We start from the raw sequence: 21,838 nt of genomic DNA, 5'->3' as shown, positions 1-21,838 counted from the left end.
CTGACCGTCGCGATGGTGGCCAAGTCCACCGGCCGGCTCAACGACTACGTGCGGGTGGTCGCCGATCTGGTCAACGTCGGCGACGGCCTGCCGCAGAAATCCGACGTCAAGTATCACGGCGTGCTCGTCGGGATGGTCGACGACGTCGTCCCCGCCTCCTACGGCCAACCCAACCACGTCCACATCAATCTCAAAGGCGAATACGCCCAATCGATTCCGGCCTCGGTCACCGCACGGGTGGTGCCTAGCAATGTGTTCGCCGTGTCGTCGGTGCAACTGGTGGGCAACGGTGCCGGCGGTTCCGGTTCGCCGATCAAGGCGGGCGCCCACATTCCGGAAGACACCCGGCTCCCGACCGTGTTGTTCCAGACGACCGTCAGCAAGCTGCGCGACTTGCTAGCCGCCGTCGGACGGGGACGCGACGACCGATCCTTGGGCGTCCTAGCCGCGCTCGGCGCCGCCACCGATCACCGGCGCGGCGCGCTGCTAACCGCCGGAGCTCAACTGAATCGCCTTCTGGATCGGCTTAATTCGATCGTCGGCACCGACACCGGCCCGTCGACTCTGTCCGCGCTGATCGACGCCGCAAGCGGCCTGGCACAGACCGCACCCGATCTTCTGGACGCCTTGCATCAGGCGGTCGAACCGATGCAGACCTTCGCCGAGACGCGAGAACAGTTGGTATCGCTATTGTCTGGTGCCGACTACACGCTGAACACGACGCGGACGTCGTTCGACCATCACATCGATCAGCTGATCAGGATCACCACCGATTTCACCCCGGTGCTCGGCGTCCTGGCGATCAAGTCCAACAACTTCGTGCCCGCCGTCACCAAACTGGACAACCTGGCCAACCGGTTCATGGACGAGGTCTGGGTGCCGGGACAAGACGTCGGCAACATGCGGGCCATGCTGACCTTCACCCCCAGCTCCACCTACACCCGCGCGGACTGCCCGCACTACGGCGAGCTGAAGGGGCCTAGCTGCTTCACCGCACCGCTGATCCCGGTGCGGCCGGACTTGCCGGAAGTGCTGCTGCCGCAGAACTACCAGCCACCCAAGGATCTCGCGCCGCCCCCGGGAACCGTCATCGGGCCGAACGGAAACCTGGTCGCGGTCGGTCCGCCGCTGATCAACCCGAACCCGAACCTGACCGATCCCAATCCCCCACTGGCACCTGGGATCACACCGTCGCCGCCGGTGCCGGGCAGTGCGAACCCCGACAACCCATCGCCGGGGGCCCCCGCAACTCCGGCACCGAACGCACCGTGGGTGCCGCCGGTGGCGCCGAAAGCCCCCTGGATACCGCAATCGTCGTACCGGGGCACCTTCGGCGGCAACGTGGGACCCGTCGGCAGTCAATACGAACGAAACATGTTGACGGTGATTACCGGCCAGCCCGCCAACGACGCCACCGCCCTGTTGCTGGGTCCGGTCGCCCGCGGTACCACCGTTTCCCTAAAGCAGGAACCGAAACCCGCTGTGGGAGAAACGAAATGAGATTTCGGGCGCCGCTGATCGGCCTCATCTTGTTCATGGTCGCCGCGTTGACGCTCACCTGGCTGGTGTACGTGAGCCTACGCCGCGACGTCGCCGGCGACACCGCCAAGTATTCGGCGCTGTTCACCGATGTCTACGGGCTGCGCGAAGGCGATGACGTTCGGATGGCCGGCGTGCGGGTCGGCCGCGTGGAAAGCGTCGAGCTGGACGGGAAGCTGGCGCGCGTCGCGTTCCTGGTGCAAACCGATCAGCACCTGTACGGCAACACCATCGCCTCGGTGACCTACCAGAACATCGTCGGGCAGCGATACCTCGGCTTGTCGCTGGGCCCAGAAGGCAGTCAAAGCGTGCTGCCGCCGGGCAGCACCCTGCCGCTGGCACGCACCGAACCATCCTTTGACGTTACGGCACTACTCAACGGCTACGAGCCGCTGTTCAGCCTGCTCAACCCGCAGGATGCCGACAATCTCACCAAGGGCATCATTGCGTCACTGCAGGGCGACACCACGTCCTTGGCGACGCTGATCAGCCAAACATCAACGCTCACCGAGACGTTCGCCGGCAGAGACCAGGCGCTGGGTAATGTCATCACCGACCTCAACAAGGTGGTCGGCAACCTTGCTCGACAGAACGAGAATCTCGATGGGGTCATCACCCAAACGCGTGCGGTGATCGATCAGCTCGACCGACGGCGTCCCGAGCTGGTGTCCTCGGTGGGCGCATTGTCCCGGGTGATGGGCCGGCTTTCGACCTCGGCCACCGGCGTCTATCCCGCGCTGCGCGAATTCATCGACCGTAAACCCGGCGTGGGTAGGCACCTGATGGACGTCGAGCCGCAGGTGGCATTCTTCGGCGACAACATCCCGCTGCTGTTGAAAGGGCTTGTCCGAGTGGGCAACGGCGGCGCCTACGGCAACGCCTACGTGTGCGACGTGAACTTCCTGGGCTTCTTCCCCGGCCTCAATGACGTCGTCCCGATCATCGTCGCCGCCGCCACCCCGGGCAACAAGACTTGGCACACACCGCGATGCAGGAGTACCGCCGGTGGCTGATTCGAAGAGGCGCCCGCTGGAAAGCTACAACAAGACGTGGCTCGGGTTCATCGCCGTCGTCGCGGTGGCAGTGGTGATCGGAGCCATGCTGGCGGTGCACACCCTCGGGGCCGGATACCGCCACTACACCGCGGAATTCCTGCAGGCGGCTTCGCTGCGCCCGGGAAACCCGGTGGTGGTCGCGGGCATTCCGGTGGGCGAGGTCAGCAGCATGAAGCTCGACGGCGATCACGTCGAGGCGGGCCTGAAGATTCGCGACGACATCGTGCTGGGCAAGGACTCGCGGGCCGAGATCAAGGTCGCCACCATCCTGGGATCACGCTACCTGTCGCTGCAACCCAACGGCCCGGCTAGCCTGCCGCACAACACCTTTGATCTGTCGCACACCGACGTCCCCTACGACCTGCAGTCGGCATTGCAGGATGCCACGACGACGTTCGAACAGGTCGACTCCGACCGGTTCGCGCAATCGCTGGCGGTGCTGGGCAAGCAGCTCGAAGGCCTGCCGGCGGTGGTGCCGCAAGCGATGGACAACATTGCCTCGCTGTCGTCCATCATCGCGGTTCGCCGCGACCAATTGGGCCAGCTGCTGGTCAGCACCGAACGGGTGACCAACACGCTGCGCCGCCAACAGGCCGGCGTCGGCAATCTCATCAACCAGGGACAGGACCTGTTGGGCCAGTTCGTCGCGCGGCGCGTCGTGTTCCACGCCATGATGCAATCGCTGACCAACTTGGTCGACACGATGGGTCAGATCGTCGTCAACGACCGCGCCGGCCTGGACTCGCTGATCAACGACATGCGGGACTTCACCGCCATGATGGCCCAACACGATGACCTGCTGGCCAACCTGCTGCAGATCAGTCCTATTTTCTTCCGTGAGGCGGCCAACCTCACCGGCGACGGCAACGCGGTGAACTTCAACGCCAGCAACGTCCCACTCATCGACTCCTGGATGTGCGCGATCAGTGGGCGCGCCAAGCAGTTCGGCATGATCCAGTACTTCAAGGACTGCCAATGAGGGCGCCACGGATCCGGTCCAAAGTGCTGGCCTTCGGCGCGGCCGTGGCGGTGCTGGCGACGGTACTCGGCGCCAGCTGGTGGTACCTGGGTTCCGGACCGGAGGTGATCTCCGTGACGGCCCAATTCGACAGCGCCTCAGGACTTTACGAGGGAAACGTGGTGGCGGTACTGGGAATGCCGGTGGGCAAGATCACCAAGATCACCGCAAAGGGCCCCTACGTCGAGGTCGAGTTCACCGTCGACCGGCACGTCAAGATTCCCGCCACCGCGCAGGCCGTCACCGTCTCCACGTCCATCCTCACCGACCGACAGATCGAACTCACACCGCCATACCGCGGCGGTCCGGTGCTGCAAGACCACGACACCATCGGGCTAGCGCGCACCAAGACGCCCGTCGAATTCAGCCGCGTGCTCGACGTTCTCGACAAGGTGACTAAGTCGCTCGAGGGCGACGGCCACGGCGGCGGCCCGGTCGCCGACGTGCTCAACAACGGCACCAAGGTGGTGGCGGGCAACGGGGAGCGGATCAAATCGGCGCTCGACGAGCTGTCCAAGGCGCTGCGCCTGTCCAGCGACAGCGGCGCGGCGACGCGTGAGCAGATCACCACGATCGTCAAGAACGTCAGCACGTTGTTCGACGCGATCGCCGCCAATGACGCCAAGCTGCGTGAATTCGCCTCCACCATCCACCAAGTCAGCCAGATCATGGCCGACGAGGACATCGGCGGTGGCAGCACCGGCCGCAAGCTCGACCAGCTGATCCAGCGTGCCGGTGAGCTGCTGGACGCCAATCGCGACGCCATCAAGCAGTCCGTCGGCCACGGCAACAGCCTGTTGCAGGTGGTCACCGACCAGCGCCGCGACCTCGCCGAGCTGCTGGACGTGGCGCCGATGCTGGCCGACAACGCCTACAACATGATCGACCGCGCCAACGGGGCCGTGCGGGCACGCTTCCTGACCGACCGATTGCTCTTCGACAGCCAGTACACGAAGGAAATCTGCAACTTGATGGGTCTGCGCCAACTCGGCTGCAGCACCGGCACAATCCAGGACTTCGGCCCCGACTTCGGCTTGACCTATGTGCTGGACGGCATGGCCGCAATGGGGCAGAAATGATCACCGGCCACGCCCGGGCTGTGCTGGCCATGGCGGCCGCCACGCTGATCACGTCGGGATGCGCCACCAACGGCCTTGCCAGCCTGCCTCTTCCGGCGCCCGGCCTGGGCTCGGGCGGGTACGCCTTGACCGCGGTGTTCGCCAACGCGCTCAACCTTCCGATGAACGCGAAGGTCAAACTCGCCGGCGCCGACGTGGGACAGGTCGAATCGATGCGCGCCCGCAACTACACCGCGGTCACCACGCTGCGGATCCGCGACGGTGTGCTGCTGCCGCGTGGCAGCACCGCCGAATTACGCACCGCCACACCCCTCGGTGACGTGTTCGTGGCCTTGAAGCCACCCGCCGACGATCCCGCCGACATGCCGGTCCTGCACGACGGCGACACCATCGGCCTGGACTCGACCGCGGCGGCGGCGACCGTCGAGTCGGTGCTGAGCTCGGCGGCGGTCTTGGTCAACGGCGGCGCCGTCCGTAACTTCACCAACATCATCAACGGATTCGGCAAGGCCACCGGCGACCAGGGCCAGGCCTTCGGCGAGCTGATTCGCAAATCCAATCAACTGGTCGGCACGCTCGACAGCCGCTCGGACCAGATCTCGGGTGCGTTGGCCCAATTGTCCCGGCTGTCAGACCAACTCGACGCCAAGGACACCACCATCGCCGAACTGATGACGGCGGCCCGGCCCGCCACCGCGACGCTGGCCGACAACAGCACCGAGCTGGCCAACCTGGCGGTGCAGGCCGGCGCCACCGCCCGGCTGCTGGCCAGGTTCCCGTCGATCGGGGGTACCGACACCAGCGGGCGCAGCCTGATCCGGGACCTGAACACGATCGCCGGTGCCGCCAACGATGTCGTGATCAGCCCGGACACCAGCTTCTACGCCGTGAACCGGCTGATTCCCCCGTTAGTGAAATCGACTGCAGGAAGCGCTATTTCGGTGCATGTCGGCGTCGATAAGCTGATCTTGGGGTCCCTTCCCGACATCGGATACCCCGGTGACATCGGGCTGCACGGACCCCACCACTACAACGTGAATCTGCTCGTCGGCACGTTGAAGTACACGCTATGGCGGCTACAAGAGCGTGTGGTCGGCCGCGGACCCAACTCGCCGCAGGTTCCGGTCATTCCGGACCCGGACATCCCGGGGCAAATCGACGTCGCCCCCGGCCCTCCGCCGCCGGGCCCAGTGCCGGGACCGCCATGATCGACGACATCGCCAGCGCGGTGGTCCGAGCGGTGCGGGCCGCTCATCGCCAACAGGTTTGGCTGTCAGTGGCCGGCCTGGTGCTGACCCTGGTGGTCGGCTCCGCGTATCTGTTGATCGGCGCCCTGCGGGTGACTCCGTTCGCCTCGTCGTACCGGGTCACCGTGCAGCTGCCCGATTCCGGCGGGCTACTCCCCAATCAGGATGTCGCGTTGCGCGGCGTGCGTATCGGTCGTGTGGAGTCGTTGCAGATCACCCCTACCGGGGTCAACGCGATCGCCAACATCACTTCGCAGGTCCGCATCCCGGCCAACAGCGTCGTGCACGTGTCGGCGCTGTCGCCCGCGGGCGAGCAGTACATCAACTTCGAAGCCGACTCCGACGCCGGGCCGTACCTCCACGACGGCAGCCGCATCGGTCTGGACCACGCTACCGTGCCGGTCAGCTTGGCGCGGTTGCTCGGTGACGCCGACGGCCTGCTCTCCCAGGTCGATCCCCGCAAGATCGAGCTGATCAAGAAGGAGTTAAGCCTGGGCAAGGAGGGCCCGAGCAAGTTGGCCTCGATCGTGGACGGCGGCACCTTCCTGTTGTCGACGCTCGATTCGGTGCTCCCCGAGACCACCAGCATCATCAAAACCAGCCGGGTGGTCCTGACCCTGGCGACCGACAAGAACGCCGGTTTAGCAGCCACCGCAACCGAACTCGACCACACCCTGTCCGGCATCGCCCGGATGCAGGCCGGTTACCGGCGGCTGACCGCGCAGACGCCGCGTACCTTGGCGGCGATCGACAACTTATTCTCCGACAATTCCGACACCATGGTCCAGCTGCTGGGCAGCATGGCCACCCTGTCGCAGCTGCTCTACCTGCGGGTACCGGCGCTCAATGCGCTGTTTCCCGACTATCGCGGGTCGGTGCTGGATGCGGTGGCGAGCGCCTTCCACGACCACGGCGTCTGGGCGATCGCCGACCTCTACCCCCGCTACGTCTGCGACTACGGAACGCCCGCGCATGCACCGTCGGCCGCCGACTACTACGAGCCGTTCCTGTACACCTACTGCCGCGACGACGACCCTGCCGTCTCGATCCGTGGCGCCAAGAACGCGCCCCGTCCCGCCGGCGACGACACGGCCGGACCACCGCCGGGGGCGGACCTCGGTCGCCGGACCGATCCAACACCCAAGGGCCGGTTGACGATTCCCACTCCCTACGGCGGACCGCCGCTGCCGATCGAACCGCCGCACTAAGACCACCGTATGGTCGGAACGAGGAAAACACCGTGACCGCTACATCCCAGGAAGTTGGCGAGGCCGAAATGCCAGAAGCGCCGCGCGCAGATGCCGAACCCGAAGATGTCGACGAAACCGGCGGCGCCGACAACCAGGACGCCGAGGGGGCCGCCGAATCGGTGGACGCCGCCGGCACCGAGGACGCCACGAACGAGGACGCCACCGACGATGACGATATTCCGTTCGGCCGCAGCGAGAAGAAAAAGACGAGCCTGCGTAACCGGCCATGGGGCCGGTACCTGCGCCGCAGCCTGCTTCCGCTGCTGCTGGCTGCCTCCCTCGCCGTCAACGGATTCCTCGGTTGGCAACAGTGGCAACAACATCGCGTGAAAGAGGCGGGGCGCCAGGCCCAGCAAGCCGCGATCGCCTACGCGCAGGTACTCACCAGCATCGATTCCAACAAGGTCGACGAGAATTTCCGCCAGGTGCTCGATGGCGCGACCGGCGAGTTCAAAGACATGTACACCCAATCCAGCGTGCAACTGCGCCAATTGCTGATCGACAACAAGGCCACCGCCCACGGGGTGGTGGTGGACTCGGCAATCCAATCGGAATCCACGAATAAGGTTGTGGTGCTTGTCTTTATCGATCAGACCGTAACCAATAGCCAGGCGCCTGACCCGCGCATCGACCGCAGCCGGATCAAGATGACCATGGAGCTGGTCGACGGCCGCTGGCGGGCAAGCAAGGTGCAGTTGCTGTGATGCCCCGGCTCTTGGCGACGATCGTATTAGCCGTCACCGCAACACTTCCCAGCGCAGTCCTCGCGCACGCGTCGGCGCCGTCGTTCTGTGGCGAGCTCGGTGGCGACTGGGACGGGCAATACTGCCACACCACGGTGACCTCGGAACGCAACGCCGTCCGCGACATCAAGGTCGCGTTGCCCGCCGAGCTTATCGACGACCCGACCACCGGCACCGTGGTGCGCGACTATCTGCGCACCCTGGTAAACAACTGGCGCACCGCCAACGCGCACATGGCCGCCGACAGCTACGGCGAGGAGAACTATCAGGTCTTCCGGCACGGCAATCTGCTCAGCGCGGTCTTCCACGAGGACTACCACGCCGACGGTCCGCAACCCAACAACGCCTACCGCACCTTCACCTTCGATATGGCCAGCGGCAAGCGGGTCCGGCTGGCGGATCTGACGACGTCGAACCCGCTGACCGCGATCCCCCCACTGGCCCAGCCGTTCATCCAAACCGCCCTCGATCAGGCGCCACCGCCACACGATCCGGGGACCTACCCGTTCCTGGTGGACCGCTGGACCCCGGACAAGGTGTACTCCGGGGCGTACAAGGCGTGGGCCCTGACTCCCGACGAGTTGATCCTCTACATGCCGGACTACCCCGTCGCCCACGACGAGCCCATCAACTTCTCGCCCGGGCTGCCGCAGTGGTTCATGGACGGCGGCGCCGTGCAGGCGCACATCCCGCTCTCGGCCCTCGGTTCCGTGCTGCGCCTGTAGGCCCGAGGCCACCCCGAGCGCCGCGTACAGTGGGTGAGGGTAATTAATTGACCTAACTAACGCGGCAGCGTGGCGAAAGGACGATGGCATGGCGCGCACCGACAACGACACCTGGGATCTGGCATCCAGCGTGGGTGCGACCGCAACCGCGGTCGCGGCCTCGCGCGCCATGGCGTCCCAGGGACCGGATCGGCTGCTCAATGACCCGTGGGCCGATCCCCTGGTGCGGGCGGTGGGGATCGACACCTTCGTCAAGCTGATCGACGGCGAACTGGGCGACAACGAGGACCCGGTATTGAACCGGCAGGCGATGAACGAGCAGATCACCGTGCGCACTCGGTTCTTCGATGACTTCTTTGTGCACGCCGCCGAGGCGGGTATCCGCCAGGCGGTCATCCTGGCGTCGGGTCTGGACACCCGGGCCTACCGGTTGCCGTGGCCGGCGGAGACCGTCGTCTACGAGATAGACCAACCCGGCGTAATCGACTTCAAAACCCGCACCCTGGCCGACCTGGGCGCCCAGCCGCCCGCACAGCGCCGCACCGTCGCGATCGATCTGCGCGACGACTGGCCCGCCGCCCTGGTCGGGGCCGAGTTCGACCCGCATCAGCCCACCGCGTGGAGCGCCGAGGGATTGCTGGTGTACCTGCCGCCGGAGGCCCAGGACCGCTTGTTCGACAACGTCACCGCGCTGTCGGCGCCGGGGAGCCGCATCGCCTGCGAACACCTGGATTTCCGCAGCATTCCGGCGGATTGGGCGCAGCGGCTGACCGAACGGTCGCGGCGCATCGGCTCCAATATCAATCTCGCCGAGTTGTTCTACACCGGCGACCGCAACACCCCCGGGGAATACCTCACCACGCATGGCTGGCAGGTCGACATCACGAACACCGAACAGGCATACGCGGCCAACGGTTTTCAGGTACCGCAGGACGAGCTTGCGTCATTTGGCGACGCGTCGGGCTACCTGACCGCGGTGCTGCGCTAACGCCGGTCGGGCCGTCGGCGCCGAACGCGCCGGTGTAACAACAGGCGCCGCGGGTACACCCCGACCGTGAAGCCAGTATCCGAGGACCTCCGTCGACTCGCCAAAGCCCATGGGGTGGCGACCTTTTACCGCAACGAACGGCGTGAGCCGGTAGAGGTCGACGCCGACGTCGTGGTCAAGGTGCTGACTCTGCTCGAAGTCCCGGCCGCCACCGAAGCCGAGCGCCGCGACGAGTTGGCCAAGTTGGCCGACCGGGACGCTGTGCTGGCGCCGACGGTGGCTACTCGGCTGGACGGCCGGCCGCGGCCGTTTCCCGGCGTCGTGGGATTGGTCGGTGAGGATGGCGCCGAGCGCGAACTGCGCGACGAGCTGCCCGCGGATCTGTCACCTGGCTGGTATCGGCTGCATACCCGCGACGGCCAGGAAGTCACCCTGGTGTCGGCCCCCCGTCAGGTACCGCAGCCGTCGGCCACCTGGGGATGGATGCTGCAGCTGTACGCGCTGCGCTCCGGACAGTCGTGGGGCATCGGGGATTTGGGCGACCTACGCGAATTCTTGCGTTGGACCGCGGGCGAGCACGGCGCGGGTGCGATATTGCTCAACCCGCTCAACGCGCCCGGCCCGACCCACCCGGTGCAGCCCTCGCCCTACACGCCGTCCAGCAGACGATTCGCCAACCCGCTGGCGCTGCACATCGAGGACGTCGACGCCTACCGCCGGGCCGACCCCGCGACCCGCGCGGAAGTGGACGCGCTACGCGTCGCGCCGGACACCGATCGAATCGACCACGACCTCGTCTGGGCCGCGAAGCGAGCGGCACTGGAAGTGCTGTGGCGGCAGGACGGCCGCCCCTGCCCGGTGGACGATTCATCCTCGACCCGGAGCCTGCGCGACTGGGCTACCTACTGCGCCCTGGCCGAGCGACATGGCGGTCGCTGGTCGCGATGGCCGACACCGTTACGAAAGGTCAACGGCGAAGCCGTGATTGAGGCCCGCGCGGAGCTGGCGCCGAGAATCGCATTCCACGCGTGGGTGCAGCAGCAGTGCGCCCGGCAGCTCGGCGCTGTGCGCGATGCGGCCCGCGACGCCGGTATGCCGCTCGGCATCCTGCACGACCTGCCGGTGGGCGTCGACGCCGACGGAGCCGACGCGTGGGCGCTGGCCGATGTGCTGGCCGCCGGGGTCCATGTCGGTGCGCCGCCCGACAATTTCACCCCGCGCGGCCAGGACTGGGGACTACCGCCCTGGCGGCCCGACCGCCTCGCCGACACCGGATACGCGGCGTTGCGAGAAATGCTGCGCGCCAACTTCGCTCATGCCGATGGGTTGCGCATCGACCACGTCGCCGGCCTGTGGCGCCTGTGGTGGATCCCGCCCGGCGACAGTCCAGACCGGGGCACCTATGTACATTACGACGCCGACGTCATGCTCGCGGTGCTGGCGCTGGAAGCACACCGAGCCAACGCGACCGTGGTCGGTGAAGACTTGGGCACCGTCGAGCCCGAGGTCACAAAAGCCTTGGGCGACAACGGCATGCTGGGTTGCGCGGTGTCCTGGTTCACCCGCGACGAGTCAGCACCCGACGAGCCGTTGCTGCCCGCCGCCAACTGGCCCGCGCGAGCGGCCGCCAGCCTGTCCACACACGACCTGCCCACGGCGGCCGGATTCCTGCGCGGCGAACACGTGCGGGTGCGCGCGCAGTTGGGCCTGCTCGACGACGTGCCCGCCGAGAAAGCTTCGGCCGACGCGCAAAGAGCGGAGTGGCTGGACTTGTTGCGTTCCGAAGGGCTATTACCGCCCGATCCCGACGAGGCCGCCGTCATTACCGCGATGCACCGCTTCTTGGCGTCGACTCCCAGTCGGCTGAAACTGATCTCGCCTTACGACGTCCTGGCCGAGCCGCGACAGCCGAATCTGCCCGGCACCATCGACGAGTATCCGAATTGGCGGCTGCCGCTGCCGACAACGCTGGAAGGACTGCGCACCGACCCGCGAGTCGCCGAGATCACCGCCATCTTCCGGGCGAGCGGTTGATCAGTTGGCCTGCCGCCGACGCAGGTCAATGGAGATCACCTCGGCGATGTGCTCGCTGTGTTCGGTGGCGGCGCCGCCGTCATCGGTCACCACGCTGCTGCGCCGCGCCGACCAGCGCACGCGCCCCGCCAATTCGTGGTAATCCCAGGCTAAGTCGGCGGCTTCGCGCTTGGCGCGGCCGGCCGCCGTGTGCAGCAGCCCGACGATGCGCCGGACACGCAGCGCCGTGACATTGACAGCCTCGACCGCGAAAACGGCGATCCGACTCACCTCTGCCTCAAGCATGACACCCTCCCCAGAATGCCTACCGAGTCTAGCCGTTCGGGGGCCGCGATCTCGGGACGGCTAACCACGGCGCCGGGCTGTCAGTCCTCCGGGTTGTAGCCGAGGTTGGGGGCAAGCCAGCGCTCGGCTTCGGCCAGGGTCCAGCCCTTACGCTTGGCATAATCGGCAACCTGGTCCTGGGCCAGCCGGCCAACCACGAAGTACTGCGACTGCGGATGCGAGAAGTACCAGCCGCTGACGGCGGCACCGGGCCACATCGCCATCGACTCGGTGAGCTCGATACCGGTGCGCTCCTTGACGTCCATCAGCTTCCACAGCGTCACCTTCTCGGTGTGCTCCGGGCAGGCGGGGTAGCCGGGAGCCGGGCGGATTCCGACGTACTTCTCCCCGATGAGCGCCTCGTTGTCCAAGTGCTCCTGCGGCTGATATCCCCAAAACTCCTTGCGGACCCGTTCGTGCATCCGTTCGGCGAACGCCTCGGCCAGCCGGTCGGCCACCGACTCCAGCAGGATCGCGCTGTAGTCGTCGAGGGCCGCCTTGAACTCCGCGATCTTTTCCTGACTCCCCAGGCCGGCGGTGACGGCGAAGGCACCGACGTAGTCGGCCAGGCCGGTCTCCTTGGGCGCGATGAAGTCACCCAGCGACCGGTTCGGGATCCCCTCGCGGTGCTCGCCCTGCTGACGCAGGTTGTGCAGCGTGGTCAGCACCTCGGTACGGGTGTCGTCGGTATAGACCTCGATGTCTTCACAGCCCGGGCCGACGGCGTTGGCCGGGAAGAACCCGATCACCGCGTTGGCAGTCAGCCACTTCTCCTTGATCAGGGTGTCGAGCATCTCCTGGGCGTCGTCGTAGAGCTTGCGCGCCGCCTCACCGGTGGCGGGGTTGTTCAGAATGTCCGGGAAGCGTCCCTTCATCTCCCAGGCGTTGAAGAACGGCTGCCAGTCGATGTACTCGCGCAGCTCTTCCAGGTCGTAGTGGGAGAATTCCCGCACGCCGAGCCCCTGCGCGGGCACCGGCGGCGTGTAGCCGTCCCAGTCGATCGGCGTCCGGTTCGCGCGGGCCTTCTCCAGCGTCAGCATCGGCCGCTCGTTCTTCTGCGCGTGCCGTTCGCGCAGCGACGCGTAGTCCTTCTCGGTGGCCTCCAGCAAGGCCGGCCGCTGCTTGTCGTCGAGCAGCGCGGCGGCGACCGGCACCGAACGGGACGCGTCCTTGACCCACACCACCGGACCGCTGCGACGCGGCGATATCTTCACGGCCGTGTGGGCGCGCGAGGTGGTTGCACCGCCAATCAGCAGCGGGATCTGCAGCCCCTCGCGTTCCATCTCGACGGCGAAGTTAGACATCTCGTCCAGCGACGGGGTGATCAGCCCGGACAGCCCGATGATGTCGGCGTCGTGCTCCTTCGCCGCGTCCAGGATCTTCTGGGCCGGCACCATCACGCCGAGGTCGATCACCTCAAAGTTGTTGCACTGCAGGACAACCCCGACGATGTTCTTGCCGATGTCATGGACGTCGCCCTTCACCGTCGCCATCACGATGGTGCCGTTGGTGTCCTTCGAGGCGGCCGTCCCGTTCTGCTCCTTCTCCGCCTCGATGAACGGCAGCAGGTACGCGACGGCTTTCTTCATCACCCGGGCCGACTTCACCACCTGGGGCAGGAACATCTTGCCGGAGCCGAACAGGTCGCCGACGACGTTCATGCCGTCCATCAGCGGGCCCTCGATCACCTCGATCGGCCGGCCGCCCGCGGCGGCGATCTCGGCGCGCAACTCCTCGGTGTCTTCGTCGACGTGCGCGTCGATGCCCTTGACCAAAGCGTGCGTGATCCGCTCGCGGACCGGCAGGCCGCGCCACTCGGCCGCCTGCGGGTCTCCGTCTTTTCCGGCGCCTTGCCCGGACTGGTTGAACCGTTCGGCGATCTCCAGCAACCGTTCGGCCGCGTCCTCGCGCCGGTTCAGCACCACGTCCTCGATGCGGTCCCGCAGCTCCGGGTCGATCGAGTCGTAGGGCACCAGCGCACCGGCGTTGACGATGCCCATGTCCAGGCCGGCCTTGATGGCGTGGAACAGGAACACCGCGTGAATCGCCTCGCGGACGGGGTTGTTGCCGCGGAACGAGAACGACACGTTCGAGATGCCGCCGGAGATGTGCACCCCGGGCAGGTTCTCCTTGATCCACGCGCACGCCTCGATGAAGTCGATGCCGTAGGTGGCGTGCTCCTCGATGCCGGTCGCCAGCGCGAAGCAGTTCGGGTCGAAGATGATGTCCTCGGGCGGAAACCCGACCTCTTCGGTCAGGATCCGGTAGGCGCGACCGCAGATTTCTTTGCGGCGCTCCAGGTTGTCGGCCTGGCCCTGCTCGTCGAATGCCATCACGACCACGGCGGCGCCGTATTTGCGGCACAGCCGCGCCTCGCGGACGAACTTTTCCTCGCCCTCCTTCATGGAGATCGAGTTGACGATCGGCTTGCCCTGCACGTTCTTCAGGCCGGCCTCGATGACTTCCCATTTGGAGGAGTCGATCATCACCGGGACACGGCTGATGTCGGGCTCGGCCGCGATCAGCTTGGTGAACCGGTCCATCGCGGCGACGCCGTCGATCATGCCCTCGTCCATGTTGATGTCGATGACCTGCGCGCCGACCTCGACCTGCTGCAGGGCGACCGACAGCGCGGTGTCGTAGTCCTCGGCCTTGATCAGGTTGCGGAACCGGGCCGAACCGGTGATGTTGGTGCGCTCACCGATGTTCACGAACAGGGAGTTGTCGTCGATGTTGAGCGACTCCAGGCCCGACAGGCGGGTGGCCACCGGGATCTCCGGCACCTGGCGCGGCGGCTTGCCCGCAACGGCCTTAGCGATCTCGGCGATGTGCGCCGGCGTCGTTCCGCAACACCCGCCGACGAGGTTGACGAAGCCGGCGTCGGCGAACTCGGCGACATAGCCGGCCTGGCGGGTCGGGAACTCGTCGTACTCGCCGAAGGCATTGGGTAGGCCCGCGTTCGGGTAGCAGGAAACGAACGTATCCGCGATCCGAGACATCTCGGCGATGTAGGGCCGCATCTCCGGCGCGCCCAGCGCGCAGTTCAGGCCGACCGCGAGCGGCTTGGCATGTCGAATCGAGTTCCAGAAGGCCTCGGTGACCTGCCCGGAAAGTGTCCGCCCGGAAGCGTCGGTGATGGTGCCGGAGATGATCACCGGCCAGCGGCGGCCGCGCTCCTCGAACAACGTCTCGATCGCGAACACGGCGGCCTTGGCGTTGAGGGTGTCGAAGATCGTCTCGACGATGAGCAGGTCGGCCCCACCGTCGACCAGGCCGCTGGCGGCTTCGAGGTAGGCGGCGACCAGTTGGTCGTAGGTGACATTGCGGGCTCCGGGATCATTGACGTCCGGCGAAATCGACGCGGTCCGCGTCGTCGGCCCCAGCGCTCCGGCGACGTAGCGGGGTTTTTCCGGGGTGCTGAACTCGTCGCAGGCCCGGCGGGCGAGCGTGGCGCCGGTGTAGTTCAGTTCGTAGCTCAGCTCCTGCATGCCGTAATCGGAGAGCGAGATCGCGTTCGCGTTGAACGTGTTGGTCTCCAGGATGTCGGCGCCCGCTTCGAGGTACTCGCGATGAATCCCCTCGATGATGTGCGGCTGTGTCAGGTTGAGCAGGTCGTTGTTGCCCACCACATCGCTGGGCCAGTCCTTGAACCGTTCGCCTCGATAGCCGGCCTCATCGGGCCGGTCCCGCTGGATCGCGGTGCCCATCGCGCCGTCGATTACCACGATTCGCTGGCACAGCGCTGCCGTCAGTTCGTCGGTGCAGTCCGGACGGATATTCGGCTCTAGCGCGTTCACAGCGGCGTTCACGTACGTTCCTTCCGTAGCGGAAGGCGTCCTTGACTCTGCCGAGCGTGGCGGACACCGGAGGAAACCGGCGAACCGTTGCAACGCCTCTCGACGGTGGAAAGTCTACGTCGTCACCCGACGTCCGGACGCCCATCCCGACTCGATCCGCTCGGCGACCGCAGCGCCCTCGTACGCCGGCTCACGGACCTTGTCGGACATGTCTTGATTACCAAGGTTAACCAGTGTGCGGCCGACGGTATTTCGGCTCGTGCATGTCGGTGATGTGGTCATGTCGACTTGTAACAGTCACGCCATAAGCATAGTCGTCCTATGCAAATGCCCTGGTGCGATGCGGTCGGGGGTCGTCGTCGTCCGGCAGGCTTTAGGCTGATTCTGTGACAGTGCCGCATGGTAGGCCGGATGGTAGGCCGGATCGTGGCCCGGAAGCCGCAGCGCTGCCCGACCTCCACAACACGATCGTCGTGGCAGCGTTTGAAGGCTGGAATGACGCCGGGGACGCCGCCAGTGATGCGCTGGAGCACCTGGACGCCATCTGGGAGGCCCATCCGATCGTCGAGATCGACGACGAGGCGTACTACGACTACCAAGTGAACCGCCCGGTAATCCGTCAGGTCGACGGCGTGACCCGGGAACTGGTGTGGCCGGCGATGCGCATCACCTACTGCCGACCGCCCGGCAGCGACCGGGACATCGTGCTGATGCATGGCGTCGAACCGAACATGCGATGGCGGACGTTCTGCGCCGAACTGGTGGCGATCGCCGACAAGCTCAATGTCGACACGGTGGTGATCCTCGGCGCCCTGCTGGCCGACACACCACACACTCGGCCGGTGCCGGTGTCCGGGGCGGCCTACTCCCCCGAGTCGGCGAAACGGTTTGGGCTCCAGGAGACGCGATACGAGGGACCGACCGGGATCGCCGGGGTGTTCCAGGACGCCTGCGTGGCCGCCGGGATCCCGGCGGTGACGTTCTGGGCCGCGGTACCGCACTACGTGTCGCAACCACCGAACCCGAAGGCGACGGTGGCGCTGCTGCGCCGCGTCGAGGATGTGCTGGACATCGAGGTTCCGTTGGCCGACCTGCCGGCCCAGGCCGAAGAATGGGAGCAGGCGGTCACCGAGATGGCCGGGGAGGACGAGGACCTGGCCGAGTACGTCCAGTCCCTGGAACAACGGGGCGACGCCGAGATCGACGTCAACGACGCCTTGGGCAAGATCGACGGCGATGCCCTGGCCGCGGAATTCGAGCGTTATCTGCGTCGCCGCCGCCCGGGATTCGGGCGGTGAGCCGTCCCGCCGCGCCCGGTTCACCCGGGCCCGGCTCGCGTTCGTCGGAAGCCGCCAACTCGGGCGACCTCAACGAGGATGCTGGCTACCACAAGGGCCTCAAACCGCGCCAATTGCAGATGATCGCGATTGGTGGGGCCATCGGCACCGGCCTGTTCCTCGGCGCCGGCGGCCGGCTGGTCAAAGCCGGACCCGGGCTGTTCCTGGTGTACGGGGTGTGCGGCATCTTCGTGTTCCTGATGCTGCGGGCGTTGGGCGAATTGGTGCTGCACCGGCCGTCGTCGGGCTCGTTCGTGTCCTATGCGCGCGAATTCTTCGGTGAAAGAGCAGCTTTCATCGTCGGCTGGATGTACTTCTTGAACTGGGCGATGACTTCGATCGTGGACACCACCGCGATCGCCACCTATTTGCACCATTGGACGGCGTTCGGCGCCGTCCCGCAGTGGCTGCTCGCGTTGATCGCCCTGGTGGTCGTGTTATCGATGAACTTGATCTCCGTGGAATGGTTCGGCGAACTCGAGTTCTGGGCGGCGCTGATCAAGGTTTTCGCGCTGGTCGCCTTCCTGATCGTCGGGATCGTGTTTGTGGCCGGGCGCTTCAAAATCGACGGTCACGACACCGGTCCCGGGGTGTGGGACGGCAACGGGGGGCTGTTCCCGTCGGGCGCGCTACCGCTGCTGGTGGTTGCCTCGGGTGTGGTGTTTGCTTATGCCGCGGTCGAATTGGTGGGCACCGCCGCCGGCGAGACGGCCGAACCGGAAAAGATCATGCCGCGGGCCATCAACTCGGTGATCGTGCGTATCGCGGTCTTCTATGTCGGCTCGGTCGCGCTGCTGGCGGTGCTGCTGCCCTACACCGCCTACAAGGCCGGCGAAAGCCCGTTCGTGACGTTCTTCTCCAAGATCGGTTTTCACGGCGCCGGCGACCTGATGAACATCGTGGTGCTCACCGCCGCGCTGTCGAGCCTGAACGCCGGGCTCTATTCGACCGGACGGGTGATGCACTCACTGGCGGTCAGTGGCAGCGGGCCCAAGTTCGCCGCACACATGACGAAAAACGGTGTGCCCTACGGCGGTATCGCGATGACCGCCGTCATCTGCCTGTTCGGGATCGGGCTCAATGCGTTCAATCCCGGGGAAGCGTTCGAGATCGTACTCAACATCGCCGCGCTGGGCATCATCGCGTCGTGGGCCACGATCGTGTTGTGCCAGCTGCGTTTCGTGAAGCTGACCAAGGCCGGCGTATTGAAACGACCACAATTCCGGATGCCGTTCACCCCGTACAGCGGCTACCTGACGTTGGTGTTCTTGGTCGCCATTCTGGTGCTGATGGCGTTCGACGAACCGATCGGCACCTGGACCGTCGCGTCGTTGATCGTCATCGTGCCGGCGTTATTGGGCGGCTGGTTCGTCGTGCGCAGTCGCGTGCTGGCCGCCGCGCGGGAACGCATCGGTCACACCGGCCCCTACCCGACGGTCGCGAACCCGCCGACGCGACGCCCGCTGCCGGAGAAGGGATCTCAATGACGCGCGGCAGCCGTTAGACCTCGCGTAATCCCTCGTTGTAGGTGCTGGTGGACCGGCCCAGCGCGGCAACCTCAGCGTCGATTTGCGGCATCACCTTGGCGGCCGTTTTGCGCGCGGCTAGTTCGCCGAGACGGGTGGACAGCACCGGCTTGAGCCAGCGGAACGCGACCACCCACCCGGGGCAGTAGATGCGGTCCTTGCGGGCCTCGATGCCCTTGACGAAGGCGGTCGCGCACGCGTCCACCGACGTCGTCTTGTTCAGCGGCCAGGGCAGCTTGCGAAGTAGGTCGGCGAACGAGGGAAGATCGGTCTCGGTGTCGCGTACCAGCGCGGTGTCGATCCAGGACATGTGGGCCACGCCGATGTCGACGCCACGATGCGCGATCTCCAGGCGCAGCGCATGCGCCAGGTGCTCGTCGCCGGCCTTGGACATGTCGTAGGGCGCCATGCCGGGTGCGGCCGCGAACGCCGCCAGCGACGAGACGATCAACAGGTAGCCGCGCCGGTCGATCAGCGCAGGCAACGTCGCCCGCACGGTGTAGAAAACGCCGAGCAGGTTGACGTCCAGGACGCGCTTGAACGCCTCGGGGTCGACCTGCAGCACCGAACCGTAACTGGAGATGCCGGCGTTCGCCACGACGACGTCGATGCCGCCGAACCGTTCCACGGCGCGGTCAGCGACCCCCTGCAGGGCGGGCAGATCGCGCACGTCGGCCACGGCGGTCAGCACGTGCTCGTCGCCGCCGAGTTCGGCAGCCAGGGTGTCCAGTGCACCTCGGTCGAGGTCGGTCAACACCAGTTCGGCGCCCCGACGACGCAGCCGGCGGGCGACCTCCGCACCGATTCCCCGCGCACCGCCAGTGATGAAGACGACCTTGCCCTGCAGCGATGTCATGGCCGTCAACGTACCGCCGCGACGATTACAGGTCCACCCCGAGCAACGCGTCGATCGCGGTGGCCACCAGCGTCGGCGCGGCCGCGTCGTGACCACCGTACTCGAGCGCGTCGGTGGCCCAACCATCAAGTGCCGCAATTGCTTTGGGCGTATCGAGGTCGTCTGCCAGGTATTTCCGCAGCCGGGAGATCACGTCGGTGGCGTCCGGGCCGGCGGGCAGCGTCGTCGCCGCGCGCCAACGGTGCAGCCGGGCGACGGACTCGTCCAGCAACTCCTGACTCCACGACCGGTCGGCGCGGTAGTGACCGGCCAGCAGACCCAGCCGAACGGCCGACGGCGGCACGCCCTGCGCGCGCAACGCCGACACGAGCACCAGGTTCCCGCGGCTCTTCGACATCTTGTGCCCGTCCCAGCCGATCATCCCGGCGTGCACATAGTGGCGCGCGAATCGTCTTTCCCCCCTGACGCATTCGGCATGCGCAGCGGTGAATTCGTGATGCGGGAAAACCAGGTCGCGGCCGCCACCCTGAATGTCGAGGCCGCTGCCGATGCGGCTGAGCGCGATGGCCGCGCATTCGACGTGCCAGCCGGGCCGACCGTCACCGAATGGGGATGGCCAGCTGGGCTCGCCGGGACGTGCCGCTTTCCATAGCAGCGCGTCGAGCTGGTCGGTTTTACCCGCGCGATCCGGGTCGCCGCCCCGCTCGGCGAACAGCCGCAGCATGGTGTCGCGGTCGTAGCCCGACTCGTAGCCAAACTGCGGCGTGGCATCGGCGCGATAGTAGACGTCGGGATACCCGCCCGTCTCCTGGTCGACGACGTAGGCCGCCCCCGACGCCAGCATCTTTTCGACGAGCTCCACCACTTCGGGAATCGCCTCGGTCGCGCCGACGTATTCGCGCGGCGGCAGCACCCGCAGCGCGGCCATGTCCTCGCGGAACAGCGCGACCTCGCGATCACCCAGCTCGCGCCAGTCAACGCCGTCCCGAGCGGCCCGCTCGAACAGCGGGTCGTCGACGTCGGTGACGTTCTGCACATAGTGCACCTCGTGGCCGAGGTCCAGCCAGAGCCGATGAATCAGGTCGAACGCCAGATAGGTGGCGGCGTGACCCAAATGCGTGGCGTCGTAAGGGGTGATCCCGCAGACATACATGCTCGCCGTCGACCCGGCCGCCACCGGACGGACCTGGCGATCGGACGTGTCGAACAGCCGCAGCTCCGGACCACGTCCGGGCACTTCGGGAACCGGAGCCGGAGACCACGACTGCATGCTGTCGACTTTAGGCGCGGTGACGAAACGGCCCACGCAGTGGGCCGCCGAGGAACCGGGCAATCGGGCTAGGCGCGGTGACGAAACGGCCCACGCAGTGGGCCGCCGAGGAACCGGGCAATCGGGCTAGGCGCGGTGACGAAACGGCCCACGCAGTGGGCCGCCGAGGAACCGGGCAATCGGGCTAGGCGCGGTGACGAAGCGGCCCACGCAGTGGGCCGCCGAGGAACCGGGCAATCAGCGCCAGGCGTCGCGGATGGCGTCGAGCAGAATCGGGGCCACCTCGGCGCGACACATCACGAAGTCGGGCAGGTAGGGGTCGAGCTGGTTGTAGCGCATCGGCGAGCCGTCCAGGCGCGACGCATGCATGCCCGCGGCCATCACCACTCCGGCCGGCGCCGCTGAATCCCATTCCCACTGCCCCCCGGCATGCAGGTAGGCATCGACGTCGCCGTCGATGATGGCCATCGCCTTGGCACCGGCCGAACCGATCGCCACCGGCTGAATCGCCAGCTGCTGGCGCATCCGGTGCAACACCGCCGGCGGCCGGGTGGCGCTGACCGCGATGCGCAGCGTGTGCGGCACACCGACCCGCGCGCGGCTGGCGGTCACAGTGTCACTGCGATACACGATGTTGCCCCGAGCGGGCAACGAGACTGCGGCATCGGTGATTTCGCGTCGGCCGTCGGCGGGACGCTGCCACAGCGCGATGTGGACCGCCCAGTCGTCGCGCCCGGGAGTGGAGAATTCCCGGGTGCCGTCGACCGGATCGATGATCCACACCCGGTCGTGCTCGAGGCGCTTCAGATCGTCGTGGGCCTCCTCGCTGAGCACCGCGTCGTTTGGCCGCTCGGCCCGCAGCCGGCGCAGGATCAGCTCGTTGGCCAGGCTGTCGCCGGCGTCGCCCAGCATCCAGGGATGATCGAAGCCGATCTCCTCCCGGACCTTCAGCAGTAACTCCCCCGCGTCGGCGGCGAGATCGGCGGCCAGCGCGGCATCGGTCATCTCATTGGCTGCCGAGGTCACCGGTTCAGTATCGCCGACGTCGAT

17 protein-coding genes are annotated in these 21,838 nt (G+C 66.7%); 12 read left to right on the top strand and 5 right to left on the bottom strand.

All coding sequences use genetic code 11. The features are described from left to right. The first annotated feature begins 12 nt into the window (after positions 1-12). The 10 genes from G6N33_RS23415 to malQ all read left to right on the top strand — a co-directional run bounded on the left by G6N33_RS23415 (position 13) and on the right by malQ (position 11,678). Positions 13-1,500 (top strand): MlaD family protein, encoded by a 1,488-nt coding sequence (locus G6N33_RS23415; RefSeq protein ID WP_231382651.1) that lies wholly within the window; start codon positions 13-15, stop codon positions 1,498-1,500. Continuing rightward, positions 1,497-2,552: an MlaD family protein gene (locus G6N33_RS23410; protein WP_044506435.1), complete on the top strand. Its 1,056-nt coding sequence runs from the start codon at positions 1,497-1,499 to the stop codon at positions 2,550-2,552. Before G6N33_RS23415 ends, G6N33_RS23410 begins: the two co-directional genes overlap by 4 nt. Beyond that, entirely contained in the window at positions 2,545-3,573 is a 1,029-nt protein-coding gene (locus G6N33_RS23405; protein WP_044506436.1) for an MlaD family protein, read from the top strand. Before G6N33_RS23410 ends, G6N33_RS23405 begins: the two co-directional genes overlap by 8 nt. Beyond that, complete coding sequence (locus G6N33_RS23400) at positions 3,570-4,691, top strand: MCE family protein (protein ID WP_101528505.1); 1,122 nt, start codon at positions 3,570-3,572, stop codon at positions 4,689-4,691. The genes G6N33_RS23405 and G6N33_RS23400 overlap by 4 nt, the downstream gene beginning before the upstream one ends. Further along, complete coding sequence (locus G6N33_RS23395) at positions 4,688-5,899, top strand: MCE family protein (RefSeq protein WP_044506442.1); 1,212 nt, start codon at positions 4,688-4,690, stop codon at positions 5,897-5,899. The genes G6N33_RS23400 and G6N33_RS23395 overlap by 4 nt, the downstream gene beginning before the upstream one ends. Further along, positions 5,896-7,146 carry an MlaD family protein gene (locus tag G6N33_RS23390; RefSeq protein WP_044506444.1) on the top strand — a complete coding sequence of 417 codons (1,251 nt, stop codon included), beginning with the start codon at positions 5,896-5,898 and terminating at the stop codon, positions 7,144-7,146. Before G6N33_RS23395 ends, G6N33_RS23390 begins: the two co-directional genes overlap by 4 nt. A gap of 32 nt (positions 7,147-7,178) precedes the next feature. Then, the gene (locus G6N33_RS23385) at positions 7,179-7,892 is read left to right on the top strand and encodes a DUF3329 domain-containing protein (protein ID WP_231382418.1); all 714 of its coding nucleotides are present in this window, start codon (positions 7,179-7,181) and stop codon (positions 7,890-7,892) included. Beyond that, positions 7,889-8,656 carry a mannan-binding family protein gene (locus G6N33_RS23380; RefSeq protein WP_101528504.1) on the top strand — a complete coding sequence of 256 codons (768 nt, stop codon included), beginning with the start codon at positions 7,889-7,891 and terminating at the stop codon, positions 8,654-8,656. Before G6N33_RS23385 ends, G6N33_RS23380 begins: the two co-directional genes overlap by 4 nt. A gap of 88 nt (positions 8,657-8,744) precedes the next feature. Further along, positions 8,745-9,644, top strand: a complete 900-nt coding sequence (locus G6N33_RS23375) for a class I SAM-dependent methyltransferase (protein ID WP_044506447.1) — start codon at positions 8,745-8,747, stop codon at positions 9,642-9,644. A 66-nt stretch (positions 9,645-9,710) separates the two neighbouring features. After that, positions 9,711-11,678: a 4-alpha-glucanotransferase gene (gene malQ, locus G6N33_RS23370; protein ID WP_044506449.1), complete on the top strand. Its 1,968-nt coding sequence runs from the start codon at positions 9,711-9,713 to the stop codon at positions 11,676-11,678. Here malQ and G6N33_RS23365 read toward each other — a convergent pair whose 3' ends face one another. Both G6N33_RS23365 and metH read right to left on the bottom strand, forming a co-directional pair. Continuing rightward, positions 11,679-11,963, bottom strand: a complete 285-nt coding sequence (locus G6N33_RS23365) for a hypothetical protein (protein WP_044506450.1) — start codon at positions 11,961-11,963, stop codon at positions 11,679-11,681. An 80-nt stretch (positions 11,964-12,043) separates the two neighbouring features. After that, the gene (metH, locus tag G6N33_RS23360) at positions 12,044-15,811 is read right to left on the bottom strand and encodes a methionine synthase (protein ID WP_044506451.1); all 3,768 of its coding nucleotides are present in this window, start codon (positions 15,809-15,811) and stop codon (positions 12,044-12,046) included. A 374-nt stretch (positions 15,812-16,185) separates the two neighbouring features. Between metH and G6N33_RS23355 the strand changes: the two genes are divergently transcribed. Together G6N33_RS23355 and G6N33_RS23350 are read left to right on the top strand one after the other, a co-directional pair. Beyond that, positions 16,186-17,097, top strand: coding sequence for a PAC2 family protein (locus G6N33_RS23355; protein ID WP_408632744.1), 912 nt, complete (start codon positions 16,186-16,188; stop codon positions 17,095-17,097). Next, positions 17,094-18,623 (top strand): amino acid permease, encoded by a 1,530-nt coding sequence (locus G6N33_RS23350; RefSeq protein WP_232069446.1) that lies wholly within the window; start codon positions 17,094-17,096, stop codon positions 18,621-18,623. The genes G6N33_RS23355 and G6N33_RS23350 overlap by 4 nt, the downstream gene beginning before the upstream one ends. Positions 18,624-18,636: 13 nt before the next feature. Here the strand turns inward: G6N33_RS23350 and G6N33_RS23345 are convergent, their stop codons facing one another. The 3 genes from G6N33_RS23345 to G6N33_RS23335 form a co-directional block, all read right to left on the bottom strand. Then, a complete protein-coding gene (locus G6N33_RS23345; RefSeq protein ID WP_044506455.1) occupies positions 18,637-19,518 on the bottom strand; it encodes an SDR family oxidoreductase in 882 nt (293 codons plus the stop codon). Positions 19,519-19,543: 25 nt separating this feature from the next. After that, a complete protein-coding gene (mshC, locus tag G6N33_RS23340) occupies positions 19,544-20,788 on the bottom strand; it encodes a cysteine--1-D-myo-inosityl 2-amino-2-deoxy-alpha-D-glucopyranoside ligase (protein WP_044511933.1) in 1,245 nt (414 codons plus the stop codon). A gap of 237 nt (positions 20,789-21,025) precedes the next feature. Beyond that, complete coding sequence (locus G6N33_RS23335) at positions 21,026-21,793, bottom strand: 3'(2'),5'-bisphosphate nucleotidase CysQ (RefSeq protein WP_044511934.1); 768 nt, start codon at positions 21,791-21,793, stop codon at positions 21,026-21,028. Between the last annotated feature and the right edge of the window lie 45 nt (positions 21,794-21,838).

The organism is Mycobacterium simiae, from assembly GCF_010727605.1.
GTDB lineage: Bacteria > Actinomycetota > Actinomycetes > Mycobacteriales > Mycobacteriaceae > Mycobacterium > Mycobacterium simiae.
The sequence above is the reverse complement of the archived record's forward strand: the minus strand, read 5'-3'. Positions and strand labels throughout refer to the sequence as shown.